The organism is Synechococcus sp. CS-603 (assembly GCF_977929215.1).
In genome coordinates, this window is the sequence record NZ_OZ376778.1 from 479,253 (window position 1) to 494,432 (window position 15,180).

The window sequence follows — 15,180 nt, forward strand, 5'->3', positions numbered from 1 at the left end:
AGCAGCAGCTCCTGGCCTGCGGGACAACAAGGTGCCGGCCTGGTGGCAGACCACTGGCCGCCCTAGCCTGGGCCGATGCCTTGTGCCGTTGAAGAGCAGGTTGTCACCGACCGATTGCTGCGCAGCTGGCTGCGTTGCCGTCGGCGGGCCTGGCTTGACCGCCACGGCGACCCCAGCCAACGGCTCTGGAGCGCCCATCGCACCCTGCAGCTCGACGACCAGCAACGCTGTTTCGTGGGCCTGCTCGGCAAGATTCCCGGTCAGGGCGAGGCCGCTTGCGCAGCCGGCGACGCCGCGGTGGTGGGCCTGCGGCTGGTGGAACAGGTGCCGGGGGGGCTGCGGCTGGAGGGCCATCCCCCCCTGCTGGTGCGCACCGCCGGCAGCAGCCGCTGGGGCTCCCATGCCTACCAGCCAGCCCTGGCCCGCCAGGGGCGACGGCTCACCCGGGAGCACCGCTTGATGCTGACCCTCTGGGGCCGGCTGCTGGCCGGCTTCCAAGGGGCTCCTGTGAGCCATGGCCTGGTGGTAGCCGGCCATGGTCGCCACCAGGAGCGCGAACAGCTGCCGCTCACCGCTGCCCTGAACCGCCAGCTCGACGACGCCCTGCCCAGGCTGGCCGCCGAGCTGGCCTCTGCGCAGCCACCGCCCCTGGTGAACGACCGCCGCAAGTGCGTGCTCTGCTCCTGGCGCGGAGCCTGCGACCGGGAGGCGGCCGCCGAAGGCCACCTCAGCGAAGTGAGCGGCATCGGCGGCAAGCGCCGGGAGCTGCTGATCGAGCTGGGCCTGCAGCGGCTCTCCGACCTGGCGGGCGCCGAGCCCGAGCAGCTGGCCGATGCCTTGGAGGTGCACGGCGAACAGCACCGGGAGATCGCCGCCCAGCTGGTGGCCCAGGCCCGGGTGCAGCAGCAAGGCACGCCGGTGCGCCTGGAGGCCAGCCCCGCCCTGGCCGACCTGGAGCGGGCGCCGGGGCTGCTGCTCTACGACATCGAATCTGACCCCGATGCCCGCGACGACTTCCTGCACGGGTTCCTGAGGATCAAGCGCCAGGCCGATGGCTCCTGGCCGACCACAACCGAGGGCAGCCAGTACCTGCCGGTGCTGGGGCTGCATGAACACGGCGAAGCCCGGCTCTGGCAGCGGCTGCGCCTGTTGCTCGATCGCCATCCGGGCTGGCCCCTGCTCCATTACGGCGAAACCGAATCGGTGTCGCTCTGCCGGCTGGCCCAGCGGCAGGGGGAAGCGGAGCGGGAGGTGCAGGCGCTGCGCGGCCGCATGATCGACCTGCACAAACGCGTGCGCCGTCATTGGCTGATGCCGGTGAGCAGCTACGGCCTCAAGGCGGTGGCGAGCTGGCTGGGCTTCCGCTGGGGCCAGAAGGGCGTGGACGGGGCCCGCTGCCTGCTCTGGTGGCGCCAGTGGCGCGGCGATGGCAGCGACGCCGGTCGCGGCAGCCGTCACAACCTGCTGAGGATCCTGCGCTACAACCGCGACGACTGCCGGGCCACCTGGGCGGTGGCCACCTGGCTGCTGACTCAGGATCCAGCGGTGGCGGCACTTCCGGCACCCACCGGTGGGGCGCTGAACCCGGCTGGAAGCGAGATCTCCAGCGATTTTTCTGGTGATGGCTCGCCTGATGGCTCGCCCACCAGCAGCCGCTCCGCGCCTAGCGCCTGACGGCGGACCAGGGCCAAGCCGATCCAGCACGCGGGCTGATCCGCACGGGCCGGCAGCCGCTGGCAGGAGGTGATCCGCCCGGCCCGTTGGCCGTTGGCGTCGTGAAGCTGGGTTCCGGTCTCAAGGCCAGCCCCTGCAGCGGCCGCAGCCTGGTCGGGGCACCAGAACCAGCGTCTGAGCTGTTGTTTGACGCCGTCGTAGGTGGCGAGCTTGGCCAGGGTTTCCTGGCCCACGTAGCAGCCCTTGTTGAGACTGACCCGCTCCGCCAGCCCGAGCTCGAAGGGATTGAGATCGTCATTGATCTCGGCCGGCGCCTGGGGCCGGCCCTGCTGCAGCCGCCAACGCTCCAGCTCCGCTGCTGAGAGCTCGCTGCGGGCCGCCAACCAGGGCGCCAGCGAGGCCGGCTCCGCCTGATCGGCGAGCAGCAGCAACCGCTCCGGCCCAGCCAGCCGCCAGCCAGCGCCGGGTTCCGGACCCAGACGCTCCCAGCTGCCGGCTGCCGGCTCGCTGCCGGGCAGACCCGGATCGCCCTCGGCTCCCAGGGCCGTGATCAGCCGGGCCGGCTGCAGGGCGCCCAGCACCACCTGATCGGCGGGGAACAGCACCCGATCGAGCGCCTGGTGAATCGCGCCGCTGTAGCCGGCGGTGATCACCAGCCAGGCCCCACTGGCGTCGACGAGCACCTCGGCGAGCCCCCGCAAGCGGGCGGTGGAGGTGATGCAGCAGGTGGCCAGGCACTGGCCGGGGCGGGCACGCTCCAGGTCCTGGCTGGTCTGGCCATGCAGGAAGCGCAGCACCCCGGCGCCATCCAGCCGGATCACTGCCGCCGCTTGCTCCCAGCGGCAGGGCAGCGGCGGCTGCCACTGCCAGGGATCATCGCGGCGGGAATCGCCCAGGGCTGGGCTGCTCAGGACAGGGCTGCTCAAGGCAAAGCAAACGGGACGTTGACCTCAGCCTTGCAAATCCCTGGCCGTGCTGGCGATCTCCTCCAACAGATACAGAGCGCGCAGCTCCAGCCCGGCCGCCGTCATCGCCGCGAGCCCCCCCTCCTGACGATCCACGATCGTGACCACCCGCTCCACCACATAGCCCGCCTGGCGCAGCTGATCCACCGCCTTGAGCGAAGACCCGCCCGTGGTGACCACGTCTTCAAGCACGGTGATCCGGCTGCCGAGCGCCGGCAGGGGACCCTCCAGCCAGGCGCCGGTGCCATGGCCCTTGGCCTGCTTGCGCACGATCAGGGCATCGAGCGACCGTCCCGCCAGGGCGGCGGCCATCGCCACCCCCGACACCAGCGGATCGGCCCCCAGGGTCAGGCCGGCCACGGCACTCGCCTCCGTCTCCACCTGCTCCAGCATCAGCAGCGCCAGGGCCGCCAGACCCGGACCGCTGAGGCTCACCGGCTTGCAGTTGATGTAGTGGTCGCTGCTGCGCCCAGAGGCGAGGGTGAAGCGACCATGGCGGTAGGCGCGCTCCGCCAGCAGGCTGAGAACCGTGGCGCGGGGCGTGGCGCCGGAGAGGGCGGTTGCTGGGGACGAAGACATGGAGGGCGGCAAGGGCTCGTCGTGACCCCAGCGTCGCCGACGACTGGGCTGTGGAGGAGCAGCTCCTGGGCAAAGCAGGGATCAGCGGCCTAAATTCAAAATCATCCGTTGCCGGTTGCCCAGCATGGGTTCCATCCTCGACCTGCGGCGCTGCGCGGCCACCACCGCCGCCGGCCTGCTGGCCTGGACGGCGGCACCGGTGGCCGCCGCACCGGTGATCTGCACAACCACCCTGGAGGCTCCGCCGTTGGCCATTCACGGCAACAGGCCGATGGGGCCGGTGGAGGTCACCCGTTGCGGCGTGGTGGAGAGCACCGATGCCCTGATGGACCGGCGGGCCTCCACCTACCGAAGCAGCTTCGCCCGCGGCGTCAGCCTCACCCACCAGATCACCGATCTATTCGGCATCGCCATGGGCGGCGTAGGCGGCAACCGGATCATGGGCCTGGGCTTCCCCGACCAGGCGATCGTCTGGGATGGCTCCAGCATCGGCAACACCACTGAAGCCCTGCTTGAAGAGCAGAGCGCCCCGATCCCCTGGCGCAGCGGCGACCTTCCCAATCAGCTCACCAGCAGCCTCCAAGCCGAAGCCGAGCTATTAGCACCACTGAAGGGTGATTTCAGCCCCGACATGGGCGCTGTCAGGGGGCTGTGGTGAGCGCGGGGGTCTAGCAATCTGGTGAATGCAGCGGGCTCATAATCCGCCTTAGCCGAGTTCGATCCTCGGGACCCCCATCAACCAATACCCCTTCGGCATAACGTATTTTGGGCTTAGCTTGTTTTTTGCCAAGATCTCTATTCCTCTATTTGTCTATATCGGCAGTTCATGATCTAATCAGCACCACCAATTGATAGCCCAAGAAGCACAGCGAGATAGAGTTGCGACGGAATACATCAAGGCAATAAAGTCGCTCCTGCTTGACAATCAGCAGCGCTCATCAGATCAAGATTCTGAAGTCAGAGGGGTCGCGCTCCCTAACTCTTTCTTCCCTGTCGCAATTAGCAGGGGGCCGTGGTGGCCGCAAAGGCCTACTGATTCATTTTCTGCTCGACTCGTGCTTGAATACGAAGCCGAACAAGCTCTTCGACCGCAGCGGGGCCAATCTCAGGCATGCCAACCTCAGCGGTATTCAATGGGATGCCTTGACGCAGCGCCCATCAACTGACCAGCTTGATGGCACCAAAAATAAGCAACCAGAGTTGAAGCAACACCTGAAGCTGAACTAGTGGCCTCAAGATAATTCTCCTTGAAGCCCTCCACTGAGGGAATCTTGCACTCAGCGCTGCAGCAGCCAGCGTAAAAACGAGAGGGCAATGATCAGGCCGATGCCGGCGTTCCAGATCAGCGAGGGCCGCTCGGACAGCCGCTGCAGCCAGCGCGGCAGCCGATCCCTCCCGTGCTCCAGCAGCAGGGTAAACATCAGCAGCAGCGCCACGGGGATACCGATGGCCAACACCAGTTCTCGCGCCATGGGCCCCTATTCCACCAAGTGATCAGCGTATCGAGACTCCTCAGCGCTTGGACAAACACCGCTGCGAAGTTGAAGCGAGGGCATGCCGCGCCTGCGGGGGACGGGGCCTCGGCACAGCCTCAGAAGCCGGAGAGCGCAAATGATCCGAAGTCCTGCAGTCGCAAACAGTCACACAAGAGTGCTTGCGGTCGCCTAGAAAGCGCCCCGCAGAGCCACGGCCATCCAAGGGGCGCACCTAATCTCCACAAGTTACAAATCTTATCCCGCGATAATCGCGTTTGCCAATGTTAGTTCTCAATCGTTCGCTACGCATCGGTGTCGCTGCACTCTCCCTGAGCTGCTTGGCTTCAACCAGCGCCTTTGCAGGTAGCCCGCCGATGCCGACAAAGGACATCGTCGATACCGCTGTTTCTGCAGGCAGTTTCAAGACACTCACCACCGCGCTCACAGCGGCCGGACTCGTTGACACGCTCAAGGGCGAAGGTCCTTTCACCGTGTTCGCTCCCACCGACGAAGCCTTCGCGAAGCTGCCAGCCGGCACGGTGGAGTCACTTCTGATGCCCGCGAACAAGCAGAAACTCACTTCGATTCTCACCTATCACGTGGTAGCCGGAGATGTGAAAGCCGCCGATGTCGTCAAGCTCTCAAGCGCGAAAACACTGAACGGCCAGTCGGTCAAAATCAAGGCCAAGGGCAGCAAGGTCATGATTAACGGCGCCACCGTCGTCACGGCTGACATCGCAACAACCAACGGCACGATCCACGTGATCGATACCGTGTTGATGCCAAAGTAATCCTCAATCGGGCGCTCAACGACGGGCGCCCTTTCCGTGGATACCGCTTGGCGATGCCATTTTCGATACAGCTTACTAATACCTTTTAATGATTGTCTCTAATATTCTTTTTTAGCATTCTTGTTTAGATCTTTGATTTACTACGAAACAAGCAAGTTCGACTTCAGAGAGAGCAAGCATTGCAATTCCCGGCCCAGCACAAGTTCAACCAGCACTCTTTGCTGCCTCTACACCACGTTCAAGATAGGCGGAAAGATGCTTGGTGGTGATATCGCTGATCTGCCTGAGCTTGATATGGCGCCGACCTTTTCCCTTCCCTTCAAGAAAGCCAAAGGCATCGGTGATCAGTGCACCTTTGCTGAACTCAACGCTGACATGCTGCTTGTAGGCAAAAACGCCACCAAACTGGATCTCGGAAGAGAAGAGAATACCGCCGTACTTGACCTCCTCCGATAGGGGATGGATCGTCTGCTTCACCAGGGTGCGTACAGCCTCTACGACCAGAAATTGCTCTTCTCCGAGTAATTGGATGTCTTCCAGAAGGGCTTCAATTGTCTTGGGCATGGAGGGTTTCCTTGGCGACGTGACGAGGAGCTGTGACTGTCACCTCGCCAGCAGCGATCAAAGTGAATGCTGCCGTCTCCCCCCGCCTTGGACCGCCCCCTGCTCCTGCGCGCTGAGCAGCTCAAGCGTCAGTTGGGGGATCGACTCCTCTGGAGCCAGCTGGATCTGGAGCTGAGAGCCGGCGAGCGCCTCGGGTTGGTGGCGCCCTCGGGAGCGGGCAAAACCCTGTTGCTGCGCGCCCTGGCCCTGCTCGATCCGCTGCAAGCCGGCACGATTCATCTGCAGGGCCGCCCGCCGGCGTCGTGGGGTCTGCCCCGCTGGCGCTCGCTGGTGCTTTATCTCACCCAGCGGCCCGTCGCCCATGGGGGAACGGTGGAGGCGAACCTGCGCTCACCCTGGTCATTCCAGGAGCGGCGCGGGCGGGGGGGCTGGCGGCGCGAGCGGATCACGGATTGGTTGGCGGCCCTGGGGCGTGATCCATCGTTCCTGGCCTACGACGCCGAGCGGCTCTCAGGCGGCGAGCTGCAGCTGTTGGCGCTGCTGCGGGCCCTGCAGCTCGATCCAATCGTGCTGCTGCTGGATGAACCGACGGCCTCCCTGGATGGGGCCACCACCGGCGCCGTTGAGGCCCTGCTGATCGCCTGGCTCGGCGCAGGCCCGCGCGCCGCCGTGTTCACCAGCCATGACAGTGAGCAGATCCAACGCTTCGCCAGTCGCACCCTGGAGCTCGCCCGATGACGCCAACCAGTTCGGGGGCTCTGACGATCAGCGATGGCCGCCTGGCGCTCTCCGCCCTGCTGATCCTGGTGAACGTGGCGCTCTCAGCAGCGTTGCGCCTGGGCCTGGCGCGCAGCCTGCTGGTGGCGTCGGTGCGGATGGTGGTGCAGCTGCTGCTGGTGGGCTTCGTGCTCGAGTGGCTGTTCCGCCAGGACAACGCGCCGCTGATCGTGCTGTTGGGGGCGGCGATGGCGATGATCGCCGGGGTGTCGGCCGTGCAGCGCACCCGGCGCCGCTTTGCGGGGATCTATCTCAACAGCCTGCTGTCGGTGATGGCGGCGGCGGCCTTGGTGACCGGTCTGGCGGTGACAGGGCTGATCCAGCCCCAGCCCTGGTACAACCCCCAATATCTGATTCCCCTGCTGGGGATGGTGCTGGGCAACACGCTCAACGGCATCTCCCTGGGGCTCGATCGCTTCATGGAGGGGTTGCGCAGCGGCCGCGATCGGGTGGAGACGGCCCTGGCCCTCGGGGCCACCCGTTGGGAGGCCTGCCAGGAGGTGGTGCGCGACGCCATCCGCGTGGCGATGATCCCCACCATCAACTCGATGATGGTGATGGGGCTGGTGAGCCTGCCGGGAATGATGACCGGCCAGATCCTCCAGGGAGCCGCGCCGGCAGCAGCCGTTCGTTATCAGATTGTGATCCTGTTCATGATCGCTTCTGCCACGGCTCTGGGGGTGTTCGGCGTGGTGGGCCTGGCCTACAGGCGGCTCACCAGCGCCGACCATCAACTGCGGCTCGATCGCTTGACCAGTGTTAGCAAGCAGGGGTGAGCTGAGGGTGTGTGGGTATGGGTATGGGTATGGGCGGATGGAGGAGCCCATGCTGGCAATGGGGCCATCGTTCTCCCGCAGATAGAATCAAGGGAAACAACAGTTGAATCTCACTTGAAGAAACTTATTGGGCCACTGCGCAGAGCGTTGTTCTATGGCGTGATTAGCTATGGCGGGCTTGTTCTGATTAACAACTCAGAACTGAACCTCCCCAACATGTGGATTGCCTATCTGCCGATGTTTATCGGTGTCTACGTGCTGACGCAGTGGATCGATCAGAAGATTGGGAGTTGAGCTGAATCCGGCTGCCAGGCGAAGGGCAACGGCAGTGGCCTGTTTCTTGCTCGAGCGAGCTTTGGCTTGAGCAGACCAGCAAGTGGCCGAACCCTTGCCATCGCGCCGGCCGGCCTCTCCCCCATGGCAATCACAACAGTTCTGTCATGTTTGCAAAATTGCTACATGGTCTTTTAGTATCACGATGTCGTTATGACAGCAATCGATGTCACTGGCTTTGGCGCCTCCGCCTGCTCCCCTTGCCGAGACCAAGGCTCGGGTTCGCACCAGTAGGTCCCGCCGCTGGCCGCGGCTCTGGACTGAGCAGAGCCTGTTGCTGGAGCGCCAGCATGAGCGCATCGAGGCCTTGCTGGAGCAGCTGATCGACGGCCATGGCGTGTCCTCAGAGCACTGCTGCCGCCTGGTGCGGTCCCTCGGCCTTCACCTGCGGCTGGAGGAGCGCTGGCTGGATCAGGCGGGCTGCCTCTGCCCAGGCCATCGGGTGGCGCACCGGCAGGCCGCCGCCCTCGCGGCCACCATCCCGGCTGGAGCCAGTGAACGGCTTGGCTGGCTGATGGACCTGCAGCAGTGGTTCCAGCACCACCGCTTCGGCGCCGATGCCGTGGCCTATGCCCGCGCCTCGCTGAGCGACCAGCCATGACCGCCACCCCAGCCGCCCCCCACCTGCGCGAAGACCTGCTGACGCCGCGTTTCTACACCACAGAAATCAACAAGGCGGCCCGCACCGATCTGGAGCCCCAGCGGCCGGCCTTCGAGGCGATGCTCGCCGAGATGGAGGCCGATCACAACCGCGACCATTTCGAGCGCAAGGCGCCGCTCGATCGTTTGTGCGCCCTGGGCCCCGAGGAGAAGCAGGCCTACGAGAGCTACCTGGTGCGCTCCTGTGTTTCGGAGTTCTCCGGTTTCCTGCTGTTCAAGGAGCTCTCACGGCGCCTGTTCATGGCCGATCGCTCCGAACTGGGTCGCCTGTTTCAGCTGATGGCCCGCGATGAGGCCCGCCATGCCGGTTTCCTCAACCGGGCGCTGGTGGCGGAGGGGATCGAGATCGACCTGCCGAAACTGAGCACGAAGCGGCCGATCACCTGGTTCCCGCTCAGCTGGGTGCTTTACAGCGTCTTCCTGTCGGAAAAGATCGGCTACTGGCGCTACATCCTGATCGACCGGCACCTCAAGGCCAATCCCGACAACGCCTTTGCGCCCCTGTTCGATTTCTTCGAGCCCTGGTGCCAGGACGAGAACCGCCACGGCGACATCTTCAACCTGCTGATCCGCTGCTGGCCAGGCCTGAAGCAGGGCTTCCGCGGCAAGCTGCTCAGCCGTTTCTGCCTGTGGTCGGTGTTTCTCACCCACAGCCTCACGGTGTGTGAGCGGGGCAATTTCTACCGGATTCTGGGCATGGATCCGCACCGCTTTGACGCCGAGGTGATGCGCCAGACCAACCGCACCGCCCGCCGCGCCTTCCCCTGGGTGTTCGACCTGGAGAACAGCCGCTTTCTGGACCTGCGCGACCGGCTGGTGGCCTGCTTCCAGGAGATTCAGGCCACCAAAGCTGAGCGGAGTTCCCCGCTGCAGCAGCTGGGCCTGAAGCTGCACTTCGCAGGTCTGCTGCTCCGTCAGTTCACCCAGCCGATGCAGCAGGCAGAGGGCGGATGAGCCGCGCCCGTATCCGCCTCTATCCAGCGCTGCGGCGCTCTTCGCCATGACCGTTCCAATCCCCGAGACCCCACGTGTGTTCATCGGCTATGACCCGCGCGAGCGGGTGGCCGTGAATGTGCTGGCCGATTCCTTCCAAGCCTGCTCAAGCCTGCCGCTGTTGATCGGCCAGGTTCGGCTCGATCAGCTGGGCGGCATCTACGACCGCGAACACCACCCCAAGCAGAGCACTGATTTCTCCTTCTCGCGCTTCTTGGTGCCGTGGCTGGCGGGCTATCAGCGCTGGGCCCTGTTCATCGACGCCGACATGCTCTGCCTGGCGGATATCGCCGAGCTCTGGGCTTTGCGTGACGAGCGCTTCGCGGTGCAACTGGTGAAGCACCAGCACGACTGCGAGGCAGGCAGAAAGTTCCAGGGCATGCCCCAGACGCCCTACGGCCGCAAGAACTGGTCGTCGGTGATGTTGTTCAATTGCGCCCGTTGCCGGGCACTCAGCCCGGCCTACGTGAATACCGCCACGGGCCTGGAGTTGCACCAGTTCCACTGGCTGGCGGATGCCGAGATCGGCGAGCTGCCACCGGAATGGAACGTGCTTGTGGGCGTCCAGCCGCTGCCTCCCTCACCCAAGATCGTCCACTACACCCTGGGCGGTCCCTGGTTCGACGACTGCCTCGACATGCCCGCCTCGGACCGTTGGCTGGCCGCCCGCGCCGCGATGAACCACCCGCTGGAGTCCGCGCTGGCCGTTCACCACGAGGCCTAGGAGCGCATGAGTCGATGGGTCAAAGCGCCACTGCCGCCAGCGGCGCCTGGGGTGGCAGGCCGCTAGCCCGGGCATGGAGCAGCTCTGGCTCCAGAAGGGCCGTGCTCACCGTGCCACCGAAGCGGAGCTGAAGCCAGGTGATCACCGCCGGATCGCCGGCGACAACTGCTTCTTGGCCCAACGCCAGGGATGGCAGCAACCGGGCCACCTCAGCGGGCGGCAGCAGATGCAGGGCAGGGGGCGCGGGGAAGGACGCAGAAGCCATGGGCGGGGCGTTGCAACGAAATCGCAACGGCGTAACAACTACATAACGATACCGCGATAGCGTTGATTCGTTCATCTCACGCGGCCCTTCGCGTCCGATCGCGTTCACCATGACCACCACCCTCCCAGCCCCGATCTCCGACCACGCCAAACCCGGCGACGAGGCTGCCCGTAAGGGCTTCGGCCCCCGGGTGCGCCGCCTCCATGCGCGCATCGGTGCCGCCCACCACCAGGCCGAAGGCATGACCTTCTCCCGCGCCCTGCTTGACGGGCAGGCCAATCCACTGCAGTTGGCGGCCCTGATCCGCGCCCTGGGCCCCGGCTACGCCCTGATCGAGCAGCACGGCCCCGAACTGGCAGCCGCCCTCGGTGCGGCCGATCTCCCCTGGGCACACCTGGCTCGCAGCAGCTCCCTGGCCAAGGACACGGCAGCCCTGGCCGTCGCGCCGGCAACGCCCCCCTCAGCCGCTGCCGTCGTCTGGCAGGAGCGCCTGCGCACCCTGGCCCAGCAGGAGCCCCATCGCTTCCTGGCCCACGTGTACGTCCGCTATGGCGGTGACCTCTCCGGCGGTCAGCAGCTGGCTGAACAAGCCAACGCCATCCTGGCGGTCCACGGCCTGCCCCTGGTCACCTTTTGGAGTTTCGATCGGCCGATCACGGAGCTCAAGCAGGCCCTGCATGACGGCTTTGAGCAGCTTGAACTCAGCGAGGCCGAGGAAGCCGAACTGCTCGAGGAGACCGTGGTCGCCTTCCAGGACACCCAGCGCCTGCTGGCCGAACTGGCGCAGGTGGGGAGAGCCTGAGCTGATCACGTCCGCAGCCCACGCCCCCTGACCCGTCCGCCGCTTCCGCCACTCCATGACCGCCACCACTCCTGAGCGTCTCGATCCGCTGCAGTTGTTGCTCAAGCACGACAAGCCCGTTCCCCGCTACACCAGCTACCCCACCGCCGCCAGCTTCCACACCGAGGTGGGAGCGGCAGAGCTGGCAGCGGAGCTGGGGAGGCCCAGCACGGACGACGTTTCCCTTTACGTCCACATCCCCTTCTGCCGCCACGCCTGCTGGTACTGCGGCTGCAACCGGATCACCAGCCAGGCAGGCGCCAAGGTGGTGGGCCCCTACCTGCAGGCTCTGGCCCGGGAACTGGAGCTCATCGGGCAGTGCTCCGGCCAGCGCCGGCGGCTGGGCCAGCTGCACTGGGGCGGCGGCACACCCAACTACCTCAGCCTGGCCGAACAGGCCCAGCTCTGGGCCCTGATCGCGCAGCACTTCGACCTGGTCCCCGACCTGGAGGCCTCGATCGAAGTGAACCCAGAGTTCCTCAGCCGCGATGAGGTGCAGGGCCTGCGGCGGCTGGGGTTCAAGCGCATCAGCTTCGGCATCCAGGACGCCGATCCCCAGGTGCAGGCGGCCGTCAACCGGATTGTGCCGGTCGATCAGCTGCGCCGGGCGATGGCCTGGATGCGGGAGGCGGGCTTCGAGAGTGTGAATGTGGATCTGATCTGCGGCTTGCCACTTCAGACTCCGGAGCGCTTCGCCACCACGATCGCCCTGGTGGAGGAGCTGCAGCCGGATCGGGTGTCGCTGTTCAGCTTCGCCTACCTACCCGGGCAGCTGCCATTGCAGCGCAAGATCGCCGCCGATGATCTGCCCAGCCAGCGAGAGCAGTTGCGGATGCTGCAGGGCGCCTACGAGGCCTTCACCAGCGATGGCTACATCGCCATCGGCATGGACCATTTCGCCCTGCCCGGCGACAGCCTGGCAGCGGCGGCAGGCCAGGGACGTCTGCACCGGAATTTCCAGGGTTACACCACCGCAGGTGAGCTTGATCTGCTCGCGATCGGCGTCACGGCGATCAGCCAGTACCCCCGCTTGTTCAGCCAGAACCAGCGGGATCTCAAGGGCTACTACGCCGCCCTCGCGGCCGGCCAGCTGCCGGTGGAGAGGGGCCTGGTTGTTCAGGATCCAGAGGTGTTGCTGCGCCGCCAAATCATTCAGCGGCTGATGTGCGATTTCCGGATTGACTTCGACAGCTTGAGCCTGGAGGGACCGCTGGATGGCCCCCGCCGCTTTGCCGCCGAATGGGACGATCTAGGGCAACTGGAGGCGGATGGCCTGCTGCGGCTGGAGCCCAATGGCTTGACGGTGAGCCATGAGGGCCGCTGGCTGATCCGCACGATTGCCGCCGTGTTCGATCCCCAGCAGCGCCGACGGGCCAGCGGTTCACGGCTGATTTAGCGGCTGCTCAGGCTGAGCGCCAATCCAGCCACGGCAGGTGGGGAATGATCGCCGCGGTGGAGGCCCGGTAAGCGGCGTAGCTGGGATGGACCGCAAAAAGCCTGGCCTCCTCCCGCCGCGCCTTGTTGCCTAAAACCACCACAAAAGCAAGCAGCAGCCCCAGGTGCAGCACGCTGCCGAGCGCAATGGCGACACCCAGGGAGCAGATCAGCAGCGATTGGTAGAGGGGATGGCGACAGCGCCCGTAGGCACCCTCCGTCACAAGAACGGCGCCTGGCATCGGCTCCGGTAGGGGGCTGAGGCTGTCGCCCAGGTTGAAGGTGCCCTGGGCGCCCAGGACAAGTCGCACCACCACAGTGATTCCGCCGACGAGGCGCAGCGTTACCGGCCAATGAATCCCGAGCGCAGCCGGGGAGGGCATGGGCGGTAGCCAATGGGCGGCGATCAGCAGCATCTGGGCCAGAAGCCACCATTCACCATGGCGGTTGTCACGCAGGCCCTGCCAGGAGAACCCCCAGGCCTGCAATCGTTCGCCCAAAACGTTCCCCATGATCGGCTCGCCTGAATGGGCCAGTTTCTCCTCTTATGCTACTAGCGGCATGAAGACATGGCGGTTGGCAGTGGGTCGTCATGGCCGCGCCTAACTGCAATTCCCCGCTATGCACCGGGAAGTGAACGGGGAGATGGAGCTGAACCTGGCGATGCCGAATCAGCCGGCCCCAAGACTTTCGTGGCGTGAGAACATCAACGCGATCCGATGCTGATTCTGGATCCGTTCCTGGAGGCTGCCGGTATCTCAAGGGCAGTGGTGATGGGAAAGCCGGCGTCAATCTGCGCCGCTGAGATGACGGCGAAGCGAGCCATTGCCATCGATGGCGTCTTCCCTTCCGCTATATTAATTGCATTGTTGCTCGACATCGATGGCCCTTACCGGACCTGATCTACTCGCCAAAGTCAAGGAGCTTGGAGATGTTTCCAAGTCTGATCTGGTACGCGCCGCCGGCTACGTCAGCACCAAGAAGGATGGCAGCGAACGGCTGAATTTCACGGCCTTCTATGAGGCGCTGCTGGAAGCCAAGGGCGTCAGCCTTGGTGTTGGCGGTGGCAAAGCCATCGGCAAAGGTGGTCGCAGCTTGAGCTACACCGCCAAAATTCAGTTCAACGGCAACCTGCTGGTGGGCAAGGCTTACACCGCCCTGCTTGACCTCAAGCCCGGTGATGAGTTTGAAATCAAATTGGGTAAAAAGCAGATCCGCCTGATCCCCGCTGGCGCTAGCGACAGCGACGAAGAGGAGTGATCCACACGCTCACCTCTGTGGCCCAGCGGGCCACAGAGGTGACAAAACAAGGAAAAACTGCGATGGCCCCGATTGCCGTGACCATCGCCGGCTCTGACAGTGGTGGCGGCGCCGGCATCCAAGCCGATCTCAAAACGTTTTCGGCATTGGGGGTTTACGGCGCCAGCGTGGTCACGGCCCTGACGGCGCAGAACACCTGCGCCGTGACGCTTGTTGAACCTGCCAGCCCCGCGATGATCGCGGCGCAGATCGCGGCAGTTTTCGCTGATCTTGATGTCCGGGCCGTCAAAATCGGCATGCTGGGCGACACCGCCGCGATCGATACCGTGGCAGACAGTCTGGCCGGTTGTTCGCTGCCGATCGTGCTGGATCCGGTGATGGTGGCGAAGTCAGGGGATGCTTTGTTGTCAGCGGATGCTTTTTCCTGCTTACGCAGGCGCCTGTTGCCCATGGCGGCTCTCCTCACTCCCAACCTGCCCGAAGCGGCGGTTCTGCTGAACGTTCCGGTGGCCACAACCGAGGTAGCGATGTTGCAACAGGCGAAGGCCCTGGTCGGCTTCGGCGCGCGCGCGGTTCTGTTGAAAGGTGGTCATACCGAGGGCGCCGAATGTGTAGATCTTCTCGTCACAAGCAGCACTGTTCTGCGCCTGACGGCGCCACGTCAGGCGACCACCAACACCCATGGCACCGGCTGCACACTCTCAGCCGCCGTTGCCGCAGGTCTGGCCCAGGGGATTGATCTGGCCGACGCCGTCAGCCGCGCCCATGCCTATCTGCAAGGCGCGATCGCTGCAGCGGATGGCCTGCACGTCGGGCATGGACATGGACCGGTGCATCATTTCCATAACGTCTGGCCCCTTGTCTGACGTGCCGGTGGATGTGATCAGGCTCTTCCTGCTGCTTCCCGCACAGCAGCCAGCTCCCAGACGCACCGCCAGATCCGAAAACAGCTTCGGTAGCGCCCCTCCGTGTGATGTTCAATCTCGCCGCCCACAATCTGGATGATCACCTCAAAAACTTCGCCTTTCTTGGATAGATCGTCATGGCCAGTGGTCGCTTTCACCTGCCT

Annotated in this window: 20 protein-coding genes, 1 tRNA gene and 1 pseudogene; 16 read left to right on the forward strand and 6 right to left on the reverse strand. The window is 65.0% G+C overall.

The annotated features are described in order from the left end of the window. Window positions 1-75 precede the first annotated feature (75 nt). Complete coding sequence (locus ACXMDM_RS02575) at window positions 76-1,674, forward strand: TM0106 family RecB-like putative nuclease (protein WP_083544424.1); 1,599 nt, start codon at window positions 76-78, stop codon at window positions 1,672-1,674. A 56-nt stretch (window positions 1,675-1,730) separates the two neighbouring features. Here the strand turns inward: ACXMDM_RS02575 and ygfZ are convergent. Both ygfZ and pyrE read right to left on the reverse strand, forming a co-directional pair. Then, window positions 1,731-2,495 (reverse strand): annotated as a pseudogene (gene ygfZ, locus ACXMDM_RS02580) (CAF17-like 4Fe-4S cluster assembly/insertion protein YgfZ); the annotation flags it as partial. Window positions 2,496-2,624: 129 nt separating this feature from the next. Then, a complete protein-coding gene (gene pyrE, locus ACXMDM_RS02585) occupies window positions 2,625-3,218 on the reverse strand; it encodes an orotate phosphoribosyltransferase (protein ID WP_071800478.1) in 594 nt (197 codons plus the stop codon). Between the two features lie 124 nt (window positions 3,219-3,342). On the opposite strand from pyrE, the gene ACXMDM_RS02590 reads away from it, so the two are divergent. From ACXMDM_RS02590 to ACXMDM_RS02600, 3 genes are all read left to right on the forward strand, one after another. Then, the gene (locus ACXMDM_RS02590) at window positions 3,343-3,876 is read left to right on the forward strand and encodes an occludin/ELL family protein (protein WP_259723252.1); all 534 of its coding nucleotides are present in this window, start codon (window positions 3,343-3,345) and stop codon (window positions 3,874-3,876) included. Between the two features lie 4 nt (window positions 3,877-3,880). Beyond that, a tRNA-Ile gene (locus ACXMDM_RS02595) sits at window positions 3,881-3,953 on the forward strand. A 183-nt stretch (window positions 3,954-4,136) separates the two neighbouring features. Continuing rightward, window positions 4,137-4,445 (forward strand): hypothetical protein, encoded by a 309-nt coding sequence (locus ACXMDM_RS02600; protein WP_071800480.1) that lies wholly within the window; start codon window positions 4,137-4,139, stop codon window positions 4,443-4,445. Between the two features lie 50 nt (window positions 4,446-4,495). Here ACXMDM_RS02600 and ACXMDM_RS02605 read toward each other — a convergent pair whose 3' ends face one another. After that, window positions 4,496-4,690, reverse strand: a complete 195-nt coding sequence (locus ACXMDM_RS02605; RefSeq protein ID WP_071800481.1) for a hypothetical protein — start codon at window positions 4,688-4,690, stop codon at window positions 4,496-4,498. Between the two features lie 377 nt (window positions 4,691-5,067). Here ACXMDM_RS02605 and ACXMDM_RS02610 point away from each other — a divergent pair, with 377 nt between their 5' ends. After that, a complete protein-coding gene (locus ACXMDM_RS02610) occupies window positions 5,068-5,484 on the forward strand; it encodes a fasciclin domain-containing protein (protein ID WP_120352765.1) in 417 nt (138 codons plus the stop codon). Between the two features lie 204 nt (window positions 5,485-5,688). On the opposite strand, the gene ACXMDM_RS02615 is transcribed toward ACXMDM_RS02610, so the two are convergent. Beyond that, window positions 5,689-6,048, reverse strand: coding sequence for a DUF1801 domain-containing protein (locus ACXMDM_RS02615; RefSeq protein WP_071800482.1), 360 nt, complete (start codon window positions 6,046-6,048; stop codon window positions 5,689-5,691). Window positions 6,049-6,114: 66 nt separating this feature from the next. Here ACXMDM_RS02615 and ACXMDM_RS02620 point away from each other — a divergent pair, with 66 nt between their 5' ends. The 6 genes from ACXMDM_RS02620 (at window position 6,115) to ACXMDM_RS02645 (ending at window position 10,311) form a co-directional block, all read left to right on the forward strand. Continuing rightward, window positions 6,115-6,786 carry an ABC transporter ATP-binding protein gene (locus tag ACXMDM_RS02620; RefSeq protein WP_071800483.1) on the forward strand — a complete coding sequence of 224 codons (672 nt, stop codon included), beginning with the start codon at window positions 6,115-6,117 and terminating at the stop codon, window positions 6,784-6,786. Then, complete coding sequence (locus ACXMDM_RS02625) at window positions 6,783-7,601, forward strand: ABC transporter permease (RefSeq protein WP_071800484.1); 819 nt, start codon at window positions 6,783-6,785, stop codon at window positions 7,599-7,601. Before ACXMDM_RS02620 ends, ACXMDM_RS02625 begins: the two co-directional genes overlap by 4 nt. Window positions 7,602-7,715: 114 nt before the next feature. Beyond that, a complete protein-coding gene (locus ACXMDM_RS02630) occupies window positions 7,716-7,895 on the forward strand; it encodes a hypothetical protein (protein WP_071800485.1) in 180 nt (59 codons plus the stop codon). Between the two features lie 205 nt (window positions 7,896-8,100). Further along, entirely contained in the window at window positions 8,101-8,535 is a 435-nt protein-coding gene (locus tag ACXMDM_RS02635; RefSeq protein ID WP_145536892.1) for a hypothetical protein, read from the forward strand. Further along, window positions 8,532-9,548: a magnesium-protoporphyrin IX monomethyl ester (oxidative) cyclase gene (acsF, locus tag ACXMDM_RS02640; protein ID WP_259723253.1), complete on the forward strand. Its 1,017-nt coding sequence runs from the start codon at window positions 8,532-8,534 to the stop codon at window positions 9,546-9,548. The genes ACXMDM_RS02635 and acsF overlap by 4 nt, the downstream gene beginning before the upstream one ends. Before the next feature lie 46 nt (window positions 9,549-9,594). After that, window positions 9,595-10,311 (forward strand): glycosyltransferase, encoded by a 717-nt coding sequence (locus ACXMDM_RS02645; RefSeq protein ID WP_259723254.1) that lies wholly within the window; start codon window positions 9,595-9,597, stop codon window positions 10,309-10,311. Between the two features lie 19 nt (window positions 10,312-10,330). Here the strand turns inward: ACXMDM_RS02645 and ACXMDM_RS02650 are convergent, their stop codons facing one another. Next, on the reverse strand, window positions 10,331-10,576 hold the full coding sequence (locus ACXMDM_RS02650; protein WP_259723255.1) for a hypothetical protein: 246 nt from the start codon (window positions 10,574-10,576) through the stop codon (window positions 10,331-10,333). Between the two features lie 109 nt (window positions 10,577-10,685). Between ACXMDM_RS02650 and ACXMDM_RS02655 the strand changes: the two genes are divergently transcribed. Continuing rightward, window positions 10,686-11,378, forward strand: coding sequence for a biliverdin-producing heme oxygenase (locus ACXMDM_RS02655; protein ID WP_259723256.1), 693 nt, complete (start codon window positions 10,686-10,688; stop codon window positions 11,376-11,378). 55 nt (window positions 11,379-11,433) lie between these two features. Next, complete coding sequence (hemN, locus tag ACXMDM_RS02660; protein ID WP_259723257.1) at window positions 11,434-12,813, forward strand: oxygen-independent coproporphyrinogen III oxidase; 1,380 nt, start codon at window positions 11,434-11,436, stop codon at window positions 12,811-12,813. Between the two features lie 7 nt (window positions 12,814-12,820). On the opposite strand, the gene ACXMDM_RS02665 is transcribed toward hemN, so the two are convergent. After that, on the reverse strand, window positions 12,821-13,363 hold the full coding sequence (locus tag ACXMDM_RS02665; protein ID WP_259723258.1) for a methyltransferase family protein: 543 nt from the start codon (window positions 13,361-13,363) through the stop codon (window positions 12,821-12,823). 207 nt (window positions 13,364-13,570) lie between these two features. Here ACXMDM_RS02665 and ACXMDM_RS02670 point away from each other — a divergent pair, with 207 nt between their 5' ends. The 3 genes from ACXMDM_RS02670 to thiD are packed head-to-tail and all read left to right on the forward strand — an operon-like array spanning window position 13,571 to window position 14,977. Continuing rightward, a complete protein-coding gene (locus tag ACXMDM_RS02670) occupies window positions 13,571-13,753 on the forward strand; it encodes a hypothetical protein (RefSeq protein ID WP_071800493.1) in 183 nt (60 codons plus the stop codon). Then, window positions 13,734-14,111, forward strand: coding sequence for an AbrB family transcriptional regulator (locus ACXMDM_RS02675; protein WP_259723259.1), 378 nt, complete (start codon window positions 13,734-13,736; stop codon window positions 14,109-14,111). Before ACXMDM_RS02670 ends, ACXMDM_RS02675 begins: the two co-directional genes overlap by 20 nt. Then, a complete protein-coding gene (gene thiD / locus ACXMDM_RS02680; RefSeq protein ID WP_499570028.1) occupies window positions 14,108-14,977 on the forward strand; it encodes a bifunctional hydroxymethylpyrimidine kinase/phosphomethylpyrimidine kinase in 870 nt (289 codons plus the stop codon). Before ACXMDM_RS02675 ends, thiD begins: the two co-directional genes overlap by 4 nt. Window positions 14,978-15,180 lie beyond the last annotated feature (203 nt).

Excerpts from the sequence above, each read along its gene's own strand:
- ACXMDM_RS02635 (WP_145536892.1), top strand. The coding sequence starts at position 8,101 with ATGTCACTGGCTTTGGCGCCTCCGCCTGCTCCCCTTGCCGAGACCAAG.
- ACXMDM_RS02620 (WP_071800483.1), top strand. The coding sequence starts at position 6,115 with ATGCTGCCGTCTCCCCCCGCCTTGGACCGCCCCCTGCTCCTGCGCGCT.
- pyrE (WP_071800478.1), bottom strand. The coding sequence starts at position 3,218 with ATGTCTTCGTCCCCAGCAACCGCCCTCTCCGGCGCCACGCCCCGCGCC.
- ACXMDM_RS02590 (WP_259723252.1), top strand. The coding sequence starts at position 3,343 with ATGGGTTCCATCCTCGACCTGCGGCGCTGCGCGGCCACCACCGCCGCC.
- ACXMDM_RS02605 (WP_071800481.1), bottom strand. The coding sequence starts at position 4,690 with ATGGCGCGAGAACTGGTGTTGGCCATCGGTATCCCCGTGGCGCTGCTG.
- ACXMDM_RS02655 (WP_259723256.1), top strand. The coding sequence starts at position 10,686 with ATGACCACCACCCTCCCAGCCCCGATCTCCGACCACGCCAAACCCGGC.
- ACXMDM_RS02670 (WP_071800493.1), top strand. The coding sequence starts at position 13,571 with ATGCTGATTCTGGATCCGTTCCTGGAGGCTGCCGGTATCTCAAGGGCA.
- ACXMDM_RS02615 (WP_071800482.1), bottom strand. The coding sequence starts at position 6,048 with ATGCCCAAGACAATTGAAGCCCTTCTGGAAGACATCCAATTACTCGGA.
- ACXMDM_RS02650 (WP_259723255.1), bottom strand. The coding sequence starts at position 10,576 with ATGGCTTCTGCGTCCTTCCCCGCGCCCCCTGCCCTGCATCTGCTGCCG.
- ACXMDM_RS02665 (WP_259723258.1), bottom strand. The coding sequence starts at position 13,363 with ATGGGGAACGTTTTGGGCGAACGATTGCAGGCCTGGGGGTTCTCCTGG.
- ACXMDM_RS02625 (WP_071800484.1), top strand. The coding sequence starts at position 6,783 with ATGACGCCAACCAGTTCGGGGGCTCTGACGATCAGCGATGGCCGCCTG.
- ACXMDM_RS02575 (WP_083544424.1), top strand. The coding sequence starts at position 76 with ATGCCTTGTGCCGTTGAAGAGCAGGTTGTCACCGACCGATTGCTGCGC.
- ACXMDM_RS02610 (WP_120352765.1), top strand. The coding sequence starts at position 5,068 with ATGCCGACAAAGGACATCGTCGATACCGCTGTTTCTGCAGGCAGTTTC.
- acsF (WP_259723253.1), top strand. The coding sequence starts at position 8,532 with ATGACCGCCACCCCAGCCGCCCCCCACCTGCGCGAAGACCTGCTGACG.
- hemN (WP_259723257.1), top strand. The coding sequence starts at position 11,434 with ATGACCGCCACCACTCCTGAGCGTCTCGATCCGCTGCAGTTGTTGCTC.
- ACXMDM_RS02675 (WP_259723259.1), top strand. The coding sequence starts at position 13,734 with ATGGCCCTTACCGGACCTGATCTACTCGCCAAAGTCAAGGAGCTTGGA.
- ACXMDM_RS02645 (WP_259723254.1), top strand. The coding sequence starts at position 9,595 with ATGACCGTTCCAATCCCCGAGACCCCACGTGTGTTCATCGGCTATGAC.